Annotated in this window: 19 protein-coding genes; 11 read left to right on the plus strand and 8 right to left on the minus strand. The window is 52.1% G+C overall.

Going from position 1 to position 20,685, the window contains the following annotated elements; translation table 11 throughout:
• Positions 1-78: 78 nt before the first annotated feature.
• Complete coding sequence (locus tag KFE80_07870; GenBank protein ID UTW44319.1) at positions 79-537, minus strand: Lrp/AsnC family transcriptional regulator; 459 nt, start codon at positions 535-537, stop codon at positions 79-81.
• A 172-nt stretch (positions 538-709) separates the two neighbouring features.
• Between KFE80_07870 and KFE80_07875 the strand changes: the two genes are divergently transcribed.
• Together KFE80_07875 and KFE80_07880 are read left to right on the plus strand one after the other, a co-directional pair.
• Positions 710-2,812 carry a pyruvate dehydrogenase gene (locus KFE80_07875; GenBank protein UTW46672.1) on the plus strand — a complete coding sequence of 701 codons (2,103 nt, stop codon included), beginning with the start codon at positions 710-712 and terminating at the stop codon, positions 2,810-2,812.
• 15 nt (positions 2,813-2,827) lie between these two features.
• Positions 2,828-4,078 carry a 2-oxo acid dehydrogenase subunit E2 gene (locus tag KFE80_07880; protein ID UTW44320.1) on the plus strand — a complete coding sequence of 417 codons (1,251 nt, stop codon included), beginning with the start codon at positions 2,828-2,830 and terminating at the stop codon, positions 4,076-4,078.
• A 33-nt stretch (positions 4,079-4,111) separates the two neighbouring features.
• Here KFE80_07880 and KFE80_07885 read toward each other — a convergent pair whose 3' ends face one another.
• Positions 4,112-6,205 (minus strand): TonB-dependent receptor, encoded by a 2,094-nt coding sequence (locus KFE80_07885; GenBank protein UTW44321.1) that lies wholly within the window; start codon positions 6,203-6,205, stop codon positions 4,112-4,114.
• 170 nt (positions 6,206-6,375) lie between these two features.
• On the opposite strand from KFE80_07885, the gene paaZ reads away from it, so the two are divergent.
• Genes paaZ through pcaF form a run of 4 tightly spaced genes read left to right on the plus strand, consistent with a single transcriptional unit; the run spans position 6,376 to position 12,073 of the window.
• Entirely contained in the window at positions 6,376-8,421 is a 2,046-nt protein-coding gene (paaZ, locus tag KFE80_07890) for a phenylacetic acid degradation bifunctional protein PaaZ (protein UTW44322.1), read from the plus strand.
• Between the two features lie 49 nt (positions 8,422-8,470).
• Entirely contained in the window at positions 8,471-9,253 is a 783-nt protein-coding gene (locus KFE80_07895; GenBank protein UTW44323.1) for a 2-(1,2-epoxy-1,2-dihydrophenyl)acetyl-CoA isomerase, read from the plus strand.
• A gap of 57 nt (positions 9,254-9,310) precedes the next feature.
• Positions 9,311-10,855 carry a 3-hydroxyacyl-CoA dehydrogenase PaaC gene (gene paaC / locus KFE80_07900; protein ID UTW44324.1) on the plus strand — a complete coding sequence of 515 codons (1,545 nt, stop codon included), beginning with the start codon at positions 9,311-9,313 and terminating at the stop codon, positions 10,853-10,855.
• A gap of 12 nt (positions 10,856-10,867) precedes the next feature.
• On the plus strand, positions 10,868-12,073 hold the full coding sequence (gene pcaF / locus KFE80_07905) for a 3-oxoadipyl-CoA thiolase (GenBank protein UTW44325.1): 1,206 nt from the start codon (positions 10,868-10,870) through the stop codon (positions 12,071-12,073).
• Positions 12,074-12,139: 66 nt separating this feature from the next.
• Here the strand turns inward: pcaF and KFE80_07910 are convergent, their stop codons facing one another.
• From KFE80_07910 to KFE80_07935, 6 genes are all read right to left on the minus strand, one after another.
• Positions 12,140-12,313, minus strand: a complete 174-nt coding sequence (locus KFE80_07910; protein ID UTW44326.1) for a GNAT family N-acetyltransferase — start codon at positions 12,311-12,313, stop codon at positions 12,140-12,142.
• The gene (locus KFE80_07915) at positions 12,271-12,639 is read right to left on the minus strand and encodes a hypothetical protein (protein ID UTW46747.1); all 369 of its coding nucleotides are present in this window, start codon (positions 12,637-12,639) and stop codon (positions 12,271-12,273) included. The genes KFE80_07910 and KFE80_07915 overlap by 43 nt, the downstream gene beginning before the upstream one ends.
• A gap of 62 nt (positions 12,640-12,701) precedes the next feature.
• Positions 12,702-13,073 (minus strand): GFA family protein, encoded by a 372-nt coding sequence (locus KFE80_07920; GenBank protein UTW44327.1) that lies wholly within the window; start codon positions 13,071-13,073, stop codon positions 12,702-12,704.
• A gap of 105 nt (positions 13,074-13,178) precedes the next feature.
• The gene (locus KFE80_07925) at positions 13,179-13,544 is read right to left on the minus strand and encodes a hypothetical protein (GenBank protein ID UTW44328.1); all 366 of its coding nucleotides are present in this window, start codon (positions 13,542-13,544) and stop codon (positions 13,179-13,181) included.
• Positions 13,545-13,655: 111 nt separating this feature from the next.
• Complete coding sequence (locus KFE80_07930; GenBank protein ID UTW44329.1) at positions 13,656-15,677, minus strand: AIPR family protein; 2,022 nt, start codon at positions 15,675-15,677, stop codon at positions 13,656-13,658.
• A gap of 126 nt (positions 15,678-15,803) precedes the next feature.
• Positions 15,804-16,265 (minus strand): hypothetical protein, encoded by a 462-nt coding sequence (locus KFE80_07935; protein UTW44330.1) that lies wholly within the window; start codon positions 16,263-16,265, stop codon positions 15,804-15,806.
• A gap of 444 nt (positions 16,266-16,709) precedes the next feature.
• Here KFE80_07935 and paaA point away from each other — a divergent pair, with 444 nt between their 5' ends.
• The 5 genes from paaA to paaK all read left to right on the plus strand — a co-directional run bounded on the left by paaA (position 16,710) and on the right by paaK (position 20,649).
• Positions 16,710-17,681 (plus strand): 1,2-phenylacetyl-CoA epoxidase subunit A, encoded by a 972-nt coding sequence (gene paaA, locus KFE80_07940; GenBank protein ID UTW44331.1) that lies wholly within the window; start codon positions 16,710-16,712, stop codon positions 17,679-17,681.
• A 107-nt stretch (positions 17,682-17,788) separates the two neighbouring features.
• Positions 17,789-18,070, plus strand: coding sequence for a 1,2-phenylacetyl-CoA epoxidase subunit B (paaB, locus tag KFE80_07945; protein ID UTW44332.1), 282 nt, complete (start codon positions 17,789-17,791; stop codon positions 18,068-18,070).
• Between the two features lie 68 nt (positions 18,071-18,138).
• Positions 18,139-18,924 (plus strand): phenylacetate-CoA oxygenase subunit PaaC, encoded by a 786-nt coding sequence (paaC, locus tag KFE80_07950; protein UTW44333.1) that lies wholly within the window; start codon positions 18,139-18,141, stop codon positions 18,922-18,924.
• Positions 18,925-18,972: 48 nt separating this feature from the next.
• The gene (gene paaJ / locus KFE80_07955; GenBank protein ID UTW44334.1) at positions 18,973-19,518 is read left to right on the plus strand and encodes a phenylacetate-CoA oxygenase subunit PaaJ; all 546 of its coding nucleotides are present in this window, start codon (positions 18,973-18,975) and stop codon (positions 19,516-19,518) included.
• Between the two features lie 36 nt (positions 19,519-19,554).
• Positions 19,555-20,649, plus strand: a complete 1,095-nt coding sequence (gene paaK / locus KFE80_07960) for a phenylacetate-CoA oxygenase/reductase subunit PaaK (GenBank protein ID UTW44335.1) — start codon at positions 19,555-19,557, stop codon at positions 20,647-20,649.
• The last annotated feature ends 36 nt before the right edge of the window (positions 20,650-20,685 follow it).

Consider the following 20,685-nt stretch of genomic DNA (forward strand, 5'->3'; position numbering starts at 1 on the left):
CTGGCGAAATTGTTGCAATAGTTTGTTCAGTTGGCTGGCAGCGGTGGGCACTGTGTCGGCTCTCGTCTATTGGGCTTGTTATCCAGTAATGGGCAGTTCGCCAGTGAGCTTGTTCTGGCGCATGGAAATCAAAGTACTCACCGAACGTACCCCGCGCAATACCAACAGCTGCGACGACAAAAATTGCTCGTAAGCCTCCATATCCCCGGACACGATTTTGAGCAGGTAATCACACTGCCCGGTGACCGAGTGGCATTCCAGAATTTCCTTATTCTGATGCACACGCTCAAGAAACTTCTCAATGGTTTCCGGGTGGTGGTTTTCCAGGGTTACTTCGGCGAAGGCGATTACCTGCAGGCCCACCTTTTTCTGATTGATGCGGGCGCTGTAACTCTCGATTACCCCCTCGTCCTGCAATCGCTTTACCCGCCGCCAACAAGGGGCAGGTGACAAAGAGATACGCTCTGCCAGGTCGCGATTAGAAAGTCGCCCGTCCAGCTGCAGCTCGTGAAGTATCTGGATATCGTACTTATCCAAGAAATAACCCTTCCCTAAAAAACACTTAAAAGAAAGAATATTGCTTAAATGCACTATTATCAAGCAACAACGAAAACAAATTTCCCACCTTACTATATAAAGTAGTTAGACCTTCGCCACAGCAATAGCCATTCAACAAGGTCGATTTATGTCTTCAGCGGAATTACAGGCTATGGACGCCACCACTGGTCCTCACCAACAAATTATCAGCGCCTACGACTGGCACCGGGTGGCTTACTTGATTCTCGCCTCACGGACGATGGACGATGTTGAAGAACAACAGCTGGTACCGCAAAAACTGGTATTTAATCAGTTTTCCGCTCGCGGCCACGATATGGCCCAGATAATGCTGGGATCATTGCTCACCCATCCCCACGACGGTGCCACCGGTTATTACCGCTCACGCCCTTTTGTGCTGGCCCTGGGGGAAGACTTTGAAGTTTCTCTGGCTGGCCCATTAGCCCGCAGTGGCGGCTACAGCGATGGCCGCGATATCGGCGTAGTGTGCAACTACCCCAACGAAAAGCGCACTGGTGCCATGCTGTTCCCCATGTGTGGTGGCGTCGGCTCCCAGTATTCGCCCATTTCCGGCTGGGCCCAGTCTCTGCTTTACCACCAACACTCCTTAAACGACCACAGCTATAAAGGCGCTATTGGGGTCTCCATGGGCGGGGACTCCTCCATGTCCACCAGCGGTTTTTGGGCGGCATTCAACATTTCCACCACCAACAACCTGCCTCACCTGTTTTATATCGAAGACAATGGCTACGGCATTTCCGTCCCCCAGGAAGTGCAGACCCCCGGTGGCGATCAGGTGGCCAATTTGGCGGCATACAAACAGCTGGAGATTGTCGACGGCGATGGCTCAGACCCGCTGGAAGCAGCCACCAAAATCAAACAGGCGGTGGATTACGTGCGCAGCGGCAAAGGCACTGCCCTGCTGCGCCTGAAAGTACCCCGCTTGTGCGGCCATACTTTCCAGGATACCCAAACCTACAAGCCCGCGGATTTTATCGCCCACGAACAGGCTAATGACCCGCTGCCCAAGCTAAAAAACTTTCTGTTGCAGCAAAGCTTGATTAGCGAAGAGCAATGGTCAGCACTGGAAGACCAGGCAACTCAAGAAGTCCAAGAGGCGGTGGGAAAGGCCCTGCAACGCCCAGAGCCCAACACCACAGAAGTCACTCGTTACCGATACGAAGAGAAAGACGCAAACGGCAATCCGGAGATCCAACTGCGTGGAGGCCTGGCAGCTGCTGGCCACCAGTTCCCCACCTCCAGCGAACAGACCCGACCTGAGGGCGCTCGCCTGAATATGCTTACCGCCATTCGCAAAACCCTGGATTACGAGCTGGACACCAACCCCAAGGTGCTGGTGTTCGGTGAAGACGTCGGCCCCAAGGGCGGTGTGCACGCTGCCACCCTGGGCCTGAGCGACAAATACGGCAACGACCGGGTATTTGATACCAGCCTCTCAGAAGAAGGCATTATCGGCCGCTCCGTGGGTATGGCTCTGGCGGGGTTAATGCCGGTGCCGGAAATCCAGTTTCGCAAATACGCCGAACCGGCCGCCGAACAGCTGACCGACACCGGCATTATGCGCTGGCGCACCGCCAACCAATTTGCCGCCCCCATGGTCGTACGGGTACCCGGCGGTTTTGCCCGCCGCGGCGATCCCTGGCACTCCATGTGCGACGAGGTGGAGTGGGCTCACAAAGTGGGCTGGCAGCTAGCCATGCCCTCCAACGCAGAAGATGCTGTGGGGCTTTTGCGTTCAGCGTTGAGAAGCAACAACCCCACCATATTCTTTGAGCACCGCTCCCTGCTGGATAACAGCTGGGCCCGCCGCCCCTACCCCGGCCACGAATTCGTTGTGCCCTTTGGCAAGGCCAAAACCCTGCTCAGCGGCAACAAACTCACAGTGGTGACCTGGGGCGCGATGGTGCAACGCTGTGAAGCGGCAGCGAGCCAATATCGCAACCAGGTTGAACTGATCGACCTGCGCACCATCCAGCCCTGGGACAAAGACGGCATTTTGGCCTCAGTGAAAAAAACCGGCCGCTGCCTGATTGTGCACGAAGACAATAAAACCGCCGGCTTTGGCGCCGAGATTGCCGCCACCCTCAGCGACGAACTGTTTTTTGACCTGGATGCTCCTATCCGTCGCCTGGCGATGCCCGACATTCCCAGCCCGCACAATATTCACCTGCTCAACGCCACTGTGCCCAGTGCGGAAAAAATCGCCGCGGAAATACAAGAACTGCTGGATATTTAAAAACACGGAATGCCCATGACCGATACCATCGACATCACCCTATCCGCCGAGCAACTGGAAGGCACCGAAGCCACTTTGAGTCAATGGCTGGTTGCGGTTGGCGACACCGTAGAGGAAAACCAGCCGGTGGCCGAGCTGGAAACGGATAAAGTGGCCATCGAAGTCGTGGCACCCAGCAGCGGTGTTATTGTGGAGCTGCTTGCCAAGGCAGGCACCGCCGTCGAGCCCGATCAGCTGCTGGGCAAACTCAACACCGATATCACGGCTGCGGTGCGCCATGTTGCCAACGGCGAGCCGTTTGCAGAGGCCGCACACACAGAATCACCACAAGCCGAGAACAATCCGGCAAATAACGACCACTCTGCCCGCCACCTGGTAGGCCCAGCGGTACGCAAGCTGATCGCCGAGCACGAGCTCAATATCGACCATATTCGCGGCACTGGCCGAGGTGGGCGAGTCACACGGGACGACGTAGTTGCCTACTTAAGCAGTGGCCTTGCCGAACAAGACAAGCGCAGCACCGCACCCAACAAATACCCCAGCTCAAAACCCGGCAGCCAGGGCATGGCCAGCCGCCTGGTGCCCCACAGCCAGATGCGCAAATCTATCGCCAGCCATATGGTGGAGAGCCTGCTGCACAAGTCCCCTCATGTGACTTCGGTATTCGAAATGGACATGAGCAACCTGATTGAACACCGCAAGTGGCACAAAAAAGAGTACCAGGCAAAAGGCGTAAAACTCACTTTCACCGCCTACTTTCTGGCCGCCTGCGTGGAAGCCATGAAGGCAGTGCCACAGATGAATGCCCAATTCCACCAGGACGCTCTGGAGATTTTTGACGACATCAATATCGGCGTTGGCACCGCCTTGGGGGGCGAAGGACTGGTGGTTCCCGTGGTTAGACAAGTGCAAAACCTGGAGCTGTTTGATATCGCCAAAGCCCTGAGCGAACAAACCAGTAAAGCTCGCAACGGCAAGCTGTCGCCAGCGGATATGCGCGGCGGCACCTTTACCCTCTCCAATCACGGGGTCAGCGGCAGTTTGCTGGCGGCACCCATTATTATCAACCAACCTCAAGTGGCGATACTGGGCATTGGCAAACTGGAAAAACGGGTGGAGGTGGCGGAAGTCAATGGAGCGGATGAAATCCGCATCCGCCCCAAGTGTTACGTGTCATTGAGCATTGATCACCGCGCCGTGGATGCGTTTCAGACCAACGCCTGGCTCAGTAAATTTGTGGAAGTGATCGAAAATTGGGGGCAGTAAATTGCGCTAGTGAATGCCGTCCATAGCAGGCACTTACCAAACCCTCTCCACCCCCACAAACAGCGAGCGGGGTTCTCCGGGGAAATAGCGAAAGCCGCTGAACGACGTAAAGTCAGCGCGCTCTGCGTAACGCCGGTCAGTGGCGTTGAGCAGCCGCGCCCGCACAGTCCAATCCGAAGACAATTGCCAGGACGCACGAATATTCAGCAGCCGATGGCCTGGGTATGTGCGCAAATTTTCCGGGTCCAGAAAGTAACTGCCAGCCACTACCCACTCCGCCTCCAGACGCATGTTTTCAGCATCCCCCCAGCCGAGACGTAAGCTGCCAAAACGCCGCGGCGCCGTATCCACATCATTGCCGTTGATATTGATGCCAGACAAAATCTGGTCAGAGTCGTAGCGATGGCGGGCAACGCTGGCATTAGCGGACACATCAAACCCCGCCCCCAGCTGAGCGCTGATTTCTGCCTCAATGCCGTGATGGCTGGTGCGGCTGTTATCCCGGTTAAAAAAATCCGAGTCCCGAAAAATCACGTTGTCTTTGCGCAAGCGGTACAGAGCCAACTCGTAGCGAAGGCGAGGGAAATCGCCACGCACCCCCAACTCCAAACTGTTTGCCTCTTCGGAGTCCAGCTCAGCCACCTGTTGAGCACGCTGCAAGCGATAGAGTTCAGCCGCCTGTGGGGCACGAAAGCCGTGAGTCCAATTGGCAAAAACCAATTGCCCTTCCGCCAGCTGATAGCTGGCACCCAACTTGGGAGAGAGATTGGTAAAAGTGTCGCTGCGATCCTCTGGGCGGCTGTAACGGCAGCCACCAAAGCCACACACAGAGCCGTCTTCACGGGTGCGCCCCGCGGGCAGAAAATTGTCGTAATCGTAACGCATGGACTCCAGGCGCAAGCCCGCTTGCAAAGCCACTTTGGCAGTCAAGTTCCAGTCTACAGACCCGAACACTGCCGCCATTTGTGCATTCACCTGGTAATCGTAGTGACGGCCCACCGGAATGGTTTCCTGCAAGAAAGCCGAACCTTGGGTCGGGGCATCCTGGGACTGACGCAGCCAGGCGTCGGTAAATTCCAGGTCGGCGCCCACGCCCAGCACCAAATCACTATCGCGGTTCCAATAACGCACACTCTGTACACCAATACTGGCCTGGCCGTTTTCCTCTAACGGGTCACCGGGCAAGAAATGTTGCAGAAAATCCATACGGGTGTAACGCAAATAAGGCGTAACCACCGTGCTGCCGCTCTCCAATTCCTGCTCAAAGCGCAGCCACAGCCTTGCAGAAGAGGCATCGCGAAACGCCTCGGGTGTTGGGTTGGTTCTCGACAAGGCTTCCGACAGATAAGCGCCTTCGCCGGTGATAAAGCCCGCGGTTTCCTGGCTGAGGTTGGTTAAAGACAGACCAGCGGTTGCCTGCCAATCGCCGAGCTCGGTACGCCGATGCAAGCTGAGTTTTTGTTGTTCATAACCCGCCTGATCCCGATAGCCGGAATCGTGGCTCAGGGTTAACTTGGCTCCCCAATCTTCGCCGGATTGCCGCCACTGAATACGGCCAAAATGATTGGCCCCAGCTTCCACACTAAATCGGCCACCGGGCTCGCCACCAAAGTCCTGAGTAATCACATTCACCACACCGTGCAGCGCGTTAGAACCGTGCACCGCAGTGCCTGGCCCGCGCTGTACCTCGACACGAAACGCCTGTTCAGTGTGCGACTCAAACAACTCGTTGACATTGCAAAAACCCGCCGCCCGCAGGGGGATGCCGTCTTCGGTAATCGAAAACGAACCACAGGCACCGGCACCGGTTAATACCGGTGAGCGAATCGCCGGCAAGTACTCCTGACCATTGCCACGGTGTAAATTCACCCCGGGCACCCTCAACAAAGCCTGCTGAATATGGCTTTGGGACACAAACGGGATATTGGTGAGAGTACTGATACTGTGTGGACTTTCGAGGCGCGAATCATCAATACGACGGGCCACAGACACCACCTCTTCAGCCGCCTTCTCAACCGTCTCTTGCGCCGCTTGTACACCTTGAGTGGAACAACAGACTGCCGAAACCAAAACAATGCCGAAAGCGGCTACGGGGGTGTTTTTGTGCACATCAAAACTACTGCTCATGGTACTGCCATTTAAACCACTGAGTCGGAAAGCATAACCTCAACTAAACTGAATGTGGCAACTGATTACTGCCCAACCCCAAAACAACACAAAATTTACTTGATTATTGATTTTTTTGTATCATTTTAAAGTAGAATAAATCGCAACACCCGCGAACCCGGATACCCGCAATGAATTACCAAAGTTATGTGTGTGGCCACTGGCACACGGGCACTGAGCCAGGGCAGCAAGTGTTCCATGCCATTACCGGTGAATTTCTGGGGCATATTTCCAGTGCCGGCATCGACTTTAAGGCGGTGGCGGAATACGCCCGCAGTGTGGGCGGCCCGGCTCTGCGGGCGATGACCACTCACGAGCGTGCCACGGCCCTGAAACAACTTGGCCTTCACCTGCTGAGCGTCAAACAGAAGTTTTACGAACTGTCTGCCGCCACCGGCGCCACCAAAGCCGATAGCTGGATCGACATTGAAGGCGGCATCGGTACCATGCTGAGCATCAGCTCCATGGTGCGCCGGGAATTACCCAACGAAACCTTTGCAGTGGAAGGCGACACCGAGCGCCTGTCGGCCAACGGCACCTTTGTGGGCCGTCATATTCTGGTGCCCAAAGAGGGCCTGTCGCTGCACATCAACGCGTTTAACTTCCCGATTTGGGGGATGTTGGAAAAAATCGCCCCATCCCTGGCAGCCGGGGTTCCAGTGATTGTGAAGCCTGCCACCGCTTCTGCCTACCTCACCGAGTTAATGGTGCGGGAGATCATCGACACCGGCTTTTTGCCCGAAGGCTCCATCCAATTAATTTGCGGCTCCACCGGCGATCTGCTGGATCACCTCATCGAGCAAGACAGCGTCACCTTTACCGGCTCCGCCAAAACCGGAAAGATGCTGAAAACCCACCCCAACATTATCGAAAATTCCATTCCCTTCAACATGGAAGCGGACTCGCTGAACTGCTGCATTCTCGGTGAAACCGTTAGCGAGGACAGCGACGAGTTCAGCCTGTTCATCAAAGAAGTGGGGCGGGAAATGACCACCAAAGCAGGGCAAAAATGCACCGCCATCCGCCGCATTCTGGTGCCGCGTAATAAAGTGGGGGTGGTTTCCGAAGCCCTGAAAAATCGCCTTGCCAAAACGGTGATTGGCAACCCGGCCACCGAAGGTGTGCGTATGGGTGCACTGGTGGGCTGCGACCAGGTAAGCGACACCTGGGACGCGGTAAAAACCTTGCAGCAATCCTGCGACACGCTGTTTGGCGGTGACCGCGATTTTGAGGTTGTTGGAACCGACAAAACCCAAGGGGCGTTTTTCCCACCCACCCTGCTGTACTGCGACCAGCCATTAACCACAGCCACGCCTCACGAAGTGGAAGCCTTTGGCCCAGTCAGTACCCTGATGCCCTACGACAATCTGAAACAGGCCATTCAGATTTCCAAACTGGGCAAGGGCTCGCTGGTCAGCTCCGTGTTTACCTACGACAACACAGAAGCCCGGGAAGCGGTGTTGGGCACCGCCGCCTACCACGGCCGCATGGTGATTATTAACCGCGACTGCGCTGGGGAATCTACCGGCCACGGTTCCCCACTGGCTCAGATGGTTCACGGCGGCCCCGGTCGCGCCGGTGGCGGTGAAGAGCTGGGCGGTATCCGCTCGGTAAAACATTATATGCAGCGCACCGCCCTGCAGGGCTCGCCAACTACCCTTGCGGCTATCACCAACGAATATATGCCGGGCGCGGCGATCAACCAGACCGAAGCCCACCCATTCACCAAATACTTTGAAGAAATTCAGCCCGGCGACAGCCTGATTACCCACCGTCGTACAGTGACCGAAGCGGATATCGTCAATTTTGGCTGTCTGTCCGGCGACCACTTCTACGCCCACTTCGACGAAACCGCCGCCGCCGAATCCCTGTTCGGCAAGCGCGTGGCTCACGGTTACTTTGTGCTGTCTGCCGCCGCCGGTTTGTTCGTTTACCCCGGCGTCGGCCCGGTATTGGCCAATTATGGCCTCAACAACCTGCGTTTTATTGAGCCGGTGGGTATTGGTGACACCATTCAGGCACGACTCACCTGCAAACAGAAGATCAAAAAGGACAAACGCCCGGATGATCTCAAAGCCACCGGTGTTGTAGAGTGGGATGTGGAAGTCACCAACCAGGAGGGGGTTGCAGTTGCTATTTACAGCATCCTGACGCTGGTAGAAAGAAAAGAACCGTGACTAAAAACCTGCTCTGCCAGAGCCTGAACACATCGAATAGGACAAAAACATGAGCTTCACCACCATTACCTACACCGTTGAAGACAACGTTGCGGTTCTGGCACTTAACCGCCCGGAGCGCCTGAACAGTTTTAACGCCGACATGCACACGGAATTGCGCGAAGCACTGAAATGCGTGGAAAACGACCCGTTGGTGCGCTGCCTGGTGCTCACCGGGGCCGGCCGGGGGTTTTGCGCCGGGCAGGATTTGAGCGACCGCAACGACACCGAAGTACCGGACCTGGGCGACTCCATCGACAAAAACTACAACCCGCTGATTCGCAAACTGCTTGGCCTGCCCAAACCGGTGGTGTGTGCAGTGAATGGCGTGGCCGCCGGTGCTGGTGCCAGCCTCGCCCTGGCGTGCGACATCGTAGTGGCCGCCGAGAGCGCCTATTTTGTGCAGGCGTTTTGCAATATCGGTCTGATCCCAGACTCTGGCAGCACCTGGCACCTGCCCCGCGCCGTCGGTTTGCCCCGCGCCAAAGGCCTGGCCCTGTTGGGAGAAAAGTTGCCAGCCAAAAAGGCTGAAGAGTGGGGCATGATCTGGAAGTGTGTAGAAGACGACAACCTGATGGAGGACGTGATGGCCATGGCCCGCAATCTGGCCAGCAAACCCACCAAAGCTCTGGGCATGATTAAAGCCGCTCTGCACGAATCCACCGCCAACAGCCACCACCTTCAGCTGGAAGTGGAAAAAGAGTACATGCGCAAAGCCGGCCGCACCAAAGATTTCCGCGAAGGCGTAGCGGCGTTTATGGAAAAGCGGAAGCCCCTGTTTAAGGGGGAATAGTTTAAGGGCGAATAGTCAAAGGGGAACAGTTAAGAAGAACGGCCACAGAGAAATAGCATGAGTGCACTTTCCACATCAGACAGCATTGCCGTTATCGGTGCAGGCACCATGGGTGCAGGCATTGCGCAAGTGGCCGCTGCGGCGGGCCATCGGGTGCTGTTATTCGACGCGGCAGAAGGCGCCGCGCAGTTGGGCATCAATAAAACCCGCAAAGGCCTCGATCGCCTGATCGCCAAAGGCAAAATGACGACCGAGCAGGCTGAGGAACTGGTAGGTCGCATTATAGCTTGCGGCTCGCTGCAAGAACTGTCATCCGCCAAGCTGGTGGTGGAAGCCATCGTCGAAAAACTGGAAATCAAGCAAAGCCTGTTTGCCCAGCTCGAAGAAGTTTGTGGCAACGATGTGATTCTGGCCACCAACACATCCTCCATTTCTGTCACCGCCATTGCTGCCGGACTCAAGCAACCGGAACGCCTGGTGGGCATGCACTTCTTTAATCCGGCGCCGGTGATGAAACTGGTGGAAGTCATTACGGGCCTGGCCTCTGACTGCAATGCCCTGCAAACGGTTTACGATACAGCAGCCAGCTGGGGCAAACACCCGGTTATGGCCAAATCCACACCCGGGTTTATTGTTAACCGGGTGGCACGCCCTTTTTACGCAGAAGCTCTGCGGGTACTACAAGAAGGCGGCAGCGATGTGGCGACCATCGACGCCGTTATGCGCGAAGCTGGCGGCTTTCGAATGGGGCCGTTCGAGCTTATGGATTTAATCGGCATGGACGTCAATTACGCCGTCACTAATTCCGTATACAACGCCTATTTTCAAGACCAGCGCTTCCTGCCATCACTGGTGCAACAAGAACTGGTACAGGCAGGTCGCCTAGGGCGCAAAACTGGCCACGGCTTTTACAACTACGCCGAGGGCACTGAGCAAACATTACCCCACACCGCCGCATCAGGCCCCAAACCCGAACGGGTAATTGTTGGCGGCACACTCGTTTATGGGAAAGGGGGTGTGGCCGAATCACTGATTGAGCAAATTCAAGATGCCGGTATTACTGTGGAACTCAGCGAAGAAGCCGATCACGACTTTTTGTGGGTGGATGGCGTCGAACTGCGCCTGACCAAGGGTGCCATGGCCACCGAACTGGCCGCCGAAGAAGAACTGAACGAACTGGTGCTGTTCGACCTGGCACTGGACTACAACAACGCCACTCGAATTGCCATTGCCAAAGCGGATCAAGCCTCTGAAGAAGCCCTGCAAAAAGCCGCCGGACTGTTCCAAGCTATCGGTAAACAGGTGTCGGTGATCGACGATATTCCCGGCATGATTGTGATGCGCACCGTTTGCATGCTGGCCAACGAAAGCGCCGATGCCGTCAACCAAGGCGTATGCAATGCCGAAGCGGTGGACATTGCAATGAAAGGCGGAGTCAACTACCCGCAAGGGCCACTGGCGTGGGCCGACCACTTGGGCATTCCACTGGTAGCCAGCGTATTGGAAAACCTGGCACTGCTGTACGGCGAAGACCGCTACCGGCTCTCGCCCCTGATTCAACGCAAGTGCTTTGCCGGGAACAATTTTTTCAGTGAATCGTAACCAGAGAACAACATGACCGAAGCCTATATCTGCGACGCAGTACGCACACCCATTGGCCGCTACGGTGGCAGCCTGTCATCCGTGCGCGCCGACGACCTGGGTGCGGCACCGATCAAAGCCCTTATGGAACGCAACGCCTGTGTGAATTGGGCTCAGGTGGACGATGTGTTTTACGGCTGCGCCAATCAGGCCGGGGAAGACAATCGTAATATTGCTCGCATGAGTTCGCTGCTGGCAGGCCTGCCCATTGATGTTCCGGGCACCACTCTCAACCGTTTGTGCGGCTCCGGCATGGATGCGGTGGGCATGGCCGCTCGATCCATTAAATCCGGCGAAGCGGATCTGATTATCGCCGGTGGCGTTGAACAAATGTCCCGCGCACCTTTTGTGTTGGGTAAGGCCAATAACGGATTTGACCGCAACCAGCAGATGTTCGACACCACCATGGGCTGGCGCTTTATTAACAAACTGATGAAAAACCAATACGGTGTGGACTCCATGCCAGAAACCGCCGAGAACGTGGCGGAGGATTACAACATCTCCCGGGAAGATCAGGACGCCTTTGCCCTGCGCAGCCAACAACGCACCGCCGCCGCCCAGGCCAACGGTATTTTTAACGACGAAATCGTCCCGGTAAAGGTGCCTCGACGCAAGCAAGACGATTTAATTGTCGATACCGACGAACACCCTCGAGCCAGTACCACCGCTGAAGGCTTGGCCAAATTACCAACTCCCTTTCGCGATGGCGGCACCGTAACCGCAGGCAATGCGTCTGGTATTAATGACGGCGCCTGCGCACTGTTGATCGCCTCAAAAGCTGCGGTGGAAAAATACGGCCTGACGCCAAAAGCCAAAATCGTCGCCATGGCCACCGCCGGAGTGGAGCCTCGGATTATGGGCATTGGCCCGGTACCCGCTACTCGTAAAGTGCTAGCCAAAGCGGGACTGCCCCTTGAGCAAATGGACGTGATCGAACTCAACGAAGCCTTTGCCGCCCAAGGGTTGGCCTGTATGCGCGAACTGGGATTGGCAGACGACGCCGAGCACGTCAACCGCAACGGCGGCGCTATTGCACTTGGCCACCCGCTCGGTATGAGCGGCGCTCGGCTAGTGACGACAGCGATGTATCAATTACAGGGAGATGGTGGACAGTATGCGCTGTGCACCATGTGTATTGGGGTTGGACAGGGAATTGCGATGATAATTGAGAGAGCATGAACCCCAAAATTCCCGTTAGTACCGAAATCAGCAGCACAGTTTGCTGCGACGCCCCCCCTCTCTTACCTATAGGATTGATTTGTGAAAAACACGATTCTCGTGACGCTCTCCCCCTAACTCAAAGTTAGTCACCCCGACTTCATAAAAGCCATGCTTTTTATAAAATTTGATAGCTGGCTCATTTTTAGAATTAACGGTTAACCACAATTTTTTAAAGCCCGAGTTCTTGCAACACGCCATTGACCCCAGCAACAGATCTGACCCATACCCCCGAAGTGCTCTTGGATATAAAGCCTATCCAGTTCAGGCAACTTCTCATGTGTGGCAGGGCACTCACTATCGAGGTTCAATAGTGAAACACCGACAATATGTTTGTTTTCTTCAGCGACGAAACATTGCTTTTTCGTATCGACTATATCGTTAACTAGCTTTTCTTCTGTAAACTCAGAAAAAACATAGCTTGATATAGCACCCCTAATGCCGTCCTTGGCGTATGTATGCAGCCACACTTGCACCATTAAAGCCGCAATATTTCCTGCATCTTCAACTTTCGCAATTCTTATCATGTTTTATAAACCATATAATGGATTTACCCTGCTTTAGAGGTTTTACCTGTACTATGGCTTACTTACACGTCTTCCCATACTGCACACGAGTCCAGGAATAAGTGCTTTTTAATTTTTAGGTTTTCCGAGCCCGAATTTAGCAAACTCACAGGGATATAGGTGGAAGATTCGTCATTCTTACCAGGCAAAGGTGAACCACAATTTGTACAGAAGCTAGTTTCCCAATCGTGGTTCGGCTTGTGCCAAGTTTTTATGTATTCTTGCCCTGCAGCCCAATTAAAGTTTTCATTCGGCACCACAGAAACGGCGATTCCACCGCTACCCGTCGACTTGCGACAAATCGAACAATGGCAAATATAAACATCTTTAAGATTTAGGCTTATTTCAAATTCAACACAGCCACAATTGCAAGAACCTTTCGCCAATTTATTCATGTTTGCCTCCGTACGCCAAATAGCACCTAACGCCCAGTTAAAGGGCGTTGGCAAATGCGAGATCATTTGGCCCGTTTTCTAGACTGACCAGCCTCACGCATAAAGTTATTTATAATCACCGGTGCCAACAAATCCCACCATACGGCATATTAGGTCGCCATCTTTTTCCAAAAAATACTGACCGAGTTGAACTTGTTCGACACCATCAGGACCCATTCCACTGAAGGCGACCGTGGCACGGGTGACGTTGCCGATGGTATCGCTTTTAACTACTTCAGCTGACCATCCAGGTGCACTTTCACTAAACATGCCTACGTAGTTACTTAATGCCTCAATACCATTTAGAGTGCTGGGTGTGCGAGGGTCGTCGTAGCGTATATTTTCAGTGACAGCACCGGTTATTTTGGTAAATCGAAGTTCAGCCTCCTCGATTCGCCAAGCATCAAAGAAGTTTTTAGTGGAATCAGACACGTTTTTCTCCTAATTCGGTTTCACAAAGATATACAATGCTCTAGCTTATTGGGTTTTTGCGACGCGCCGGCAGGGCAAAAGATCCGGCGAAACCGAGTGTGATGCATCTACTTACTGAATAAGCTCCATGGTTTCTGGGTCTACCCTTTCTGGATCAAAAGTGATCACGTTTCCATCTGTATCATATACAACTCCATCACGTTGTTTATTCCTCAGCCCTTCATCTATTAATAACTGTACTGCCGCAAAGTATTCTTTATTTGTACACTTGAGCACCCTGGTGACTTTATGGTGAACTCGTGGCTTCCAAGGTTGGTCAGGAAGCAATTCATTCACTTTGAGTGCAAAATTCAAATCTACAACTCGATCCTGTTTCCCTCTGGCAGATACTACCCTTGATTGATGTGCATGAAGTTCTTTTGCTCGCTCTACTCTTTCGGGATTAGATATAGAAAACTCAATAGCTGCTTCTTTACACAGCTCAACAAAGTAGCGTTTTCCTCTTACTCTTTTGTCCAAAACATCAGATGAGCGAGTAGTTTGTATAAACCTCCATGTCCTTTCAATTTCCGTAGGCGAGCATAGCGAAACGTCTAGGCTTGAAAGATCTTTCACAGAAAAATCATACTTTCCCAAAAGCCTTGAGACTGTAATAAGACTAGTAATTTGCCTCCAGCGCTTAAGGAATTTTTCTCCACCAACACCTCTTCTTGGGCGAAATGTTTCCAATACTTGATCAGTAAGCTTTAATACCTCTGCGATTACTGGATAAACAGCTAGTGGCACATGATCTGAAAATACTAAATTGTAAGAATCATCAGATCTCATAAATCTAGACTTAAGATTTGAAGCTTTTTGAGGTAACTTTAATACTAGGTTTACAAATCCCGAAGCAAGGTACAGTGGAGTAATAACTTTTGAAGCAGGGTTTCCTATATTGTGATGGTAGTTCTTTCTTCGTTCGTAGAAGAAGTCCGATCGATTAAAAACATCTTCTATGTCCCTCTGAATTTTGTCGGTTGCATGAAGTGATGCCAACTCAACATCAGTTTGATTGTTTGTTGCTCGAATTATCGAATCTCGAACGTCTTCTTCTTGAGAAACGATAACCTTAATTAGAACAGAACGATTAGCATTATCTACACCACCTGCTTCGAAATACCGAAATATTGATTCAGATGTTTGCAAACCATTGACAATTTGTATGTCTTCCATATTTATAGAATCACCTACTACACTTGCAGATGTAGCCAATATTGTCACACCGTTATTTAAGCACCAAAAATCAGTAGATCCTTCATCTTCTAGTGTTGATTTGATGTCTTCATTAACCCTATTTAACCCCATGTAATCACGCACATTGGAATCAAAAAGATATCTTCTCAAATTTCCGTTATCGGTTATAAACTGGTTATAATCACCTAGGTTTGCCAGAAGTACATACCTTTCTCCACTAGACAAAACTTCAGAAAATTTTAATTCAAGACTAAAATTAGGAATCTGCCTATGGAGCACCAATAGTTCTGTAGCCCCCAAAAAATCGAATTTAACCTTACAATTTCCAAATAAATCGTTCGTTATCGAAGATATCTGTTCCGATCGAGCTTGGACTGCTCTACCAATATCCTCAGTATTTCCTCGAGATGCGTATGCATACGAAATATTGAACTCACTTAACCTTGGTGATAATTTTCTATAAGCAAACTTTAGGTTCTCTCGACAATGTAGAACTTCATCGGAGTAGTTTCCTTTAAGGTCTTCGGATGGAGTAGCGAAATCAAATAACTCAGATAAGCTAGCAACCAAACTATCAAGTGGTGCCTGTTTAAATGTTTCATGATGCTTGCATGTGATTACGCGAACTTCTAATAATGACCCAAACCGGGGCCAAGAGAACCCCTCAACATCCATTAGAAGGTGGCCATTAATTAAAATATAGAATCCATCAATTCCACCATCATCTCTCCCGTCAACAGAACCAAAAAGAACTTCTTCTACTGATAGATCGAAAGGCTTTAGCCATTGTTCAAAAGCAAGATATTCAAACGCTTCATCCCGCCTATCAGACGGAATTTTATTCTCGACGCGCTCATCAATTATTCCATCCAGCAAAAAAGTATCATTCCTTGCCATTCGACTCCCCATTTAAATATTATTTATACATAAAACTTTGCTGAACGGTTACCGGAACGCAGGCTATCCGTGAAGAGCTCACTTTTTTGTGCCCGTAACGTAGTTGAGCAAACTGTTAGACAAGTTTTAATCTGAACAATCAATTGTTTCTGTCAACCCCTCGTGCACAGCAAGAATCGGCATACCGCGTGACCCGCAACTATAGGTAACTTTGAGTATTTTTCGCGTTCCTCTCCTGGGGTCTCCGCAATGAGTAAGATCAGAGACGATCGAGCAGGACAATTTCCCTTCGCAAAGCGACTTAATCGAAGAGGTCGCGTTGCAATATACAGTTGCGTCAGGAATTTGAAATACCGCACGATCAATACTGATTTCCTTTGACTCTTGTGAAGGAATGAGACAATTGCATTCAAGTTGAAGTCCGATGACAAGAAAAACAACACCCAATATAGAAGCAACAATTCTTAGGATTTTTGAAAGGATACGCGGGACTTTATACCCGACTATTTTAAAGCCACCTCCCAGTAACCCGGCGCAAAGAAGGATAACTCCACAGGCGATCAAGAATAATGAGGCACCTAGTTCCATTTTTTCTCCTTTTCTGCCTAACAGCTTGCTTAAGAAGCCTTTTGTTTTATAACAATAATTATCGGGATACTCGATTAATATATGATCGAGCCGTAATAACCCTTGCACTCAGCCGGTCGACGAAGGAAAAAATATACTGCTTGAATACAACGCACTGGAAAGGACTTTCAGACACCTCACCACTCCTTCGGTCAATCCGTGAGCAAACGCTTGCTCTACACTGATACCCATACCATAGATCTATACACCGGCAGCTTCAAGGCAACTTATCGTTAACTCCATTGCACTCAATATGGATTCCCAGCTCTGCGAATGTGTCAAAAAGTACGCGAGCCGAACTCTACCTAGGGTGAAGCAACTTTAGACCGCTCAAAAATGATACATATTTGCAATAGATTGTATATTTTTTGTATCATTAAGGAATGCCACGCCCCGGAGCCACCTATGCCTAACAGCGAAGCCAGCCTTGAACAACTGGAAGCAGAGCTGAACAAAGAGTTTCAGGCCCGTATCGATGCTGAAGAGAAGATCGAACCCAAAGACTGGATGCCAGAGAAGTATCGTAAAACCGTATTGCGGCAGATGTCTCAGCACGCCCATTCGGAGGTAATTGGCATGCAGCCGGAGGGTAACTGGATTACCCGCGCACCCAGTTTGCACCGCAAGATTGTTTTATTGGCCAAGGTGCAAGACGAGGCCGGTCATGGCTTGTACCTGTACAGCGCGGCCGAAACCCTGGGGGCCACCCGCGAGGAGTTGGTGCAGCTGATGCACGAGGGCAAAGCCAAATATTCCTCCATCTTTAATTACCCAACTCTCACCTGGGCAGATATCGGAGCTATTGGTTGGCTGGTGGACGGCGCCGCCATCGTTAACCAGGTGGCGTTGCAGCGCACTTCTTATGGTCCCTACTCCCGCTCCATGATTAGGATTTGTAAGGAAGAGAGTTTTCACCAACGCCAGGGTTACGAAATTATGTTGAAGCTGGCCCAGGGCTCGCCAGATCAGAAGGCCATGGCACAGGATGCGTTAAATCGGTTTTGGGAACCGTCGCTGATGATGTTCGGCCCTACTGATGCGGATTCACCCAACTCTGCTCAATCCATGACGTGGAAAATCAAACGCAAATCAAACGATGAATTGCGCCAGGCGTTTGTGGACCAGACCATCAAACAAATTGAAGTGTTGGGGTTGGAAATGCCCAGCAAAAACATTCAGTGGAACGAAGAACGAGGCCACTACGACTTTGGCGAGTTGAACTGGGACGAGTTTTTTGCAGTGATTAAAGGCAATGGCCCTTGTAATCGCCAGCGTTTAGCCCACCACAAAAAAGCCCACGACAACGGTGAGTGGGTGCGGGAAGCGGCCAAAGCTTACGACGCCAAGAAAAAAGCTCGTGCCGAAAAAGCAGCATAACTACCTACCACGTCATTGCGAGCGCAGCGAAGCAATCTGGTAAACGCATCACGAGATCGCCACAGTCGCTCCGCGACTTCGCAATGACGGACGAGAGAGTAAAGACTATGAGCAATATGCCCCTGTTTGAAGTTTTTGTGCGCTCCAAGCGCGGTTTGGATCACACTCACTGTGGAAGCCTGCACGCAGAGAACGCCGAGCAGGCACTGGAATACGCCCGCGACGTGTACACCCGCCGTTCTGAAGGGGTGAGCATTTGGGTGGTGAAAGCCAGCGATATTACCGCATCGCAAGAAAGCGACCGGGACAGTTTTTACGACCCGATGGACGATAAGCCTTATCGACATGCAACGCACTACCAGTTGCCCGATGAAGTTAACAATATGTAATCAGCTCGTCATTCCCGCGCAGGCGGGAATCCGCGGTTTCGAAGAAATGGATCCCCGCCTTCGCGGGGATGACAAGTAAGGCAAATAACATGACAAATACAAACAATCAAGCCATCGCCGACTACGCCATTCGCTTGGCAGACGATTCGCTCACCTTGGGCCATCGCCTTTCCGAATGGTGTTCCAATGGCCCGTTTCTGGAAGAGGATATCGCGCTGATTAACGTGGCGCTGGATTACGTGGGCCGAGCCAGAATGCTTTACGCCTACGCCGCAGAAACTGAAGGCAAAAGCCGAACAGAGGATGATATTTGTTACCTGCGCGACGCTCGCGACTACCGCAACCTGTTAATCAACGAGCTGCCCAAAGGCGATTTTGCATTCACCATGGTTCGCCAGTTTTTTGTGGATACCTTCAATTTGCTGTTTTACACCGAACTGCAAAACAGCAGTGACGATACGCTGGCCGCCACTGCTGGCAAAGCCATTAAGGAAACCACTTACCACTTGCGCCGCAGTAAAGACTGGGTCGTACGCTTGGGCGACGGCACAGAGGAAAGCCACCGCCGCTGCCAACAAGCCATCGACGAGCTTTGGGACTACGTTACCGAATTGTTTGATATGGACGAACTGGAAAATCAGCTTGTTGGCCAGGGTATCGCCGTAAACCGTGCAGCGCTGAGAAGCCAATGGCAACAGATCGTTGAAGATACTGTCAGTGAGGCAACCTTGACTCTACCAGACCATGATATCGCCATTCGCGGTGGCCGCACCGGCATTCACACTGAACACCTGGGCTATTTGCTGGCGGAGTTGCAGTACGTTCAAAGAGCTTATCCAGGTAATACCTGGTAAACCTGACCACCACTCCTCCCTGTGCGAGGAATGATGGGAGAAGAAATAATGACCACACTGATCCCAACCGTAAGCGCCGAACAACTTGAACGCGACCAATGCCGTGCCAACCCCGCGACGGCTGCCATTTGGAATTTGCTGGATAAAGTGCATGACCCGGAAGTGCCGGTATTGTCACTGTGGGATTTGGGTGTGTTGAGAAACGTGGAGAAACAGGGCAACAAAATTACCGTTACCCTCACCCCCACGTACAGTGGCTGCCCGGCTATCAACACCATGGCGGAGGACGTACAAACAGCACTGAGCAGTGCCGGCTATAACGAAGTAGACATTCGCAACCAGCTGGCTCCCGCCTGGACCACAGACTGGCTGAGCCCACAGGGCCGTCGCAAGTTAAGGGAATACGGCATTGCCCCACCTCAGCACGCCAGCAGCGATAAAGCCTCGCTGCTTACGGAAGAGCCCGTGGTACCCTGCCCTCAGTGCGACTCCACCAATACCGTAAAAATCAGCGAGTTTGGCTCAACCGCCTGTAAGGCGCTGTACAAATGCAAAAGCTGCCAAGAGCCGTTTGATTATTTTAAATGCCTGTAGTGACTATTCTGAAGAGATTGTAACCAGAGTAATGCCATGACTGATACCCAGTTCTATCCATTAAAAATCGCCGCGGTTGTGCCAGAAACCGATTCTGCGGTACAGCTGGTGTTTGATGTGCCTGCCAACCTGGAAGAAAAGTACCAGTTTATTCAAGGCCAATATCTAACTCTGAAAGCGGGCATTGATGGTAAAGAGGTACGCCGCTCTTACTCCATCTGTTCTGCCGTTGGCGACTCAGAATTGCGCGTAGGCATTAAAAAAATCAACGGCGGTGTTTTTTCCACCTTCGCCAATGAGAAATTAAAAGCCGGTGACACGCTGGACGTGATGCCCCCCCAAGGCAGCTTCCACACCGAGCTAAACCCAGCCAATGCCAAAAAATATATGTGCATTGCCGCTGGCTCGGGCATCACCCCCATGTTGTCGATTATCAAAACCACTCTGGCTACTGAACCCAATAGCCAGGTCACTCTGATTTACGGCAATCAGCGCACCAACACCATACTGTTCCGCGAAGAATTGTCGGACGTAAAAAATGCCTATATGGATCGCTTTCAGTGGATCAATATTCTCAGCCGCGAAGAACACGATGCAGAAGTGCTGCACGGGCGTATCAACAATCGTAAAGGTGGCGAGCTACAAGCCAAAAGACTCATAAAAATAAGCAGCTTTGACGACGTGTTTTTGTGTGGCCCGGAATCGATGATTTCGGAAGTGTCTCGGGGCCTGCGCAGCGAAGGCATTGCCGAGGCCAACATTCACTACGAACTGTTTGGTTCCTCTGCCGAAGCCGCGGCAGAAGCAGTACAAAAACATCACCAGCGCGCGGAGAAATACGGCGAGCTGGTGAGTAACGTGACATTAATGTCTGGCGGCCGCCGTATTCACTTCGACTTAAGTGCCGATGGCGAAAACTTGCTGGACGCGGGTATCGATAACGGCGTCGATTTACCGTTCTCCTGCAAAGGCGGTGTGTGCGCCACCTGCAAAGCCAAATTAGTTGAGGGAGAAGTGGAAATGGATTTGGCCCACGGCCTGGAACAAGAGGAAATCGACGATGGCTTTATTCTCACCTGCCAAGCCCACCCGGTCAGTAATAAAGTGGTAGTGGACTTCGATCAACACTGAACGGTAGTTATCTAAGACCGGCAACACGACCATCAC

Source organism: bacterium SCSIO 12696, from assembly GCA_024397955.1.
Classification (GTDB): Bacteria; Pseudomonadota; Gammaproteobacteria; order Pseudomonadales; family Porticoccaceae; genus SCSIO-12696.

Bases quoted from the DNA above. Each gene is read 5' to 3' on its own strand.
- KFE80_07930 (UTW44329.1), bottom strand. From the start codon at position 15,677: ATGGCAAGGAATGATACTTTTTTGCTGGATGGAATAATTGATGAGCGC.
- paaB (UTW44332.1), top strand. From the start codon at position 17,789: ATGAGCAATATGCCCCTGTTTGAAGTTTTTGTGCGCTCCAAGCGCGGT.
- KFE80_07880 (UTW44320.1), top strand. From the start codon at position 2,828: ATGACCGATACCATCGACATCACCCTATCCGCCGAGCAACTGGAAGGC.
- KFE80_07920 (UTW44327.1), bottom strand. From the start codon at position 13,073: ATGAATAAATTGGCGAAAGGTTCTTGCAATTGTGGCTGTGTTGAATTT.
- paaC (UTW44333.1), top strand. From the start codon at position 18,139: ATGACAAGTAAGGCAAATAACATGACAAATACAAACAATCAAGCCATC.
- paaJ (UTW44334.1), top strand. From the start codon at position 18,973: ATGACCACACTGATCCCAACCGTAAGCGCCGAACAACTTGAACGCGAC.
- KFE80_07895 (UTW44323.1), top strand. From the start codon at position 8,471: ATGAGCTTCACCACCATTACCTACACCGTTGAAGACAACGTTGCGGTT.
- KFE80_07875 (UTW46672.1), top strand. From the start codon at position 710: ATGGACGCCACCACTGGTCCTCACCAACAAATTATCAGCGCCTACGAC.
- pcaF (UTW44325.1), top strand. From the start codon at position 10,868: ATGACCGAAGCCTATATCTGCGACGCAGTACGCACACCCATTGGCCGC.
- KFE80_07915 (UTW46747.1), bottom strand. From the start codon at position 12,639: ATGATAAGAATTGCGAAAGTTGAAGATGCAGGAAATATTGCGGCTTTA.
- paaK (UTW44335.1), top strand. From the start codon at position 19,555: ATGACTGATACCCAGTTCTATCCATTAAAAATCGCCGCGGTTGTGCCA.
- paaZ (UTW44322.1), top strand. From the start codon at position 6,376: ATGAATTACCAAAGTTATGTGTGTGGCCACTGGCACACGGGCACTGAG.
- paaC (UTW44324.1), top strand. From the start codon at position 9,311: ATGAGTGCACTTTCCACATCAGACAGCATTGCCGTTATCGGTGCAGGC.
- paaA (UTW44331.1), top strand. From the start codon at position 16,710: ATGCCTAACAGCGAAGCCAGCCTTGAACAACTGGAAGCAGAGCTGAAC.
- KFE80_07885 (UTW44321.1), bottom strand. From the start codon at position 6,205: ATGAGCAGTAGTTTTGATGTGCACAAAAACACCCCCGTAGCCGCTTTC.
- KFE80_07935 (UTW44330.1), bottom strand. From the start codon at position 16,265: ATGGAACTAGGTGCCTCATTATTCTTGATCGCCTGTGGAGTTATCCTT.
- KFE80_07910 (UTW44326.1), bottom strand. From the start codon at position 12,313: ATGGCGTGTTGCAAGAACTCGGGCTTTAAAAAATTGTGGTTAACCGTT.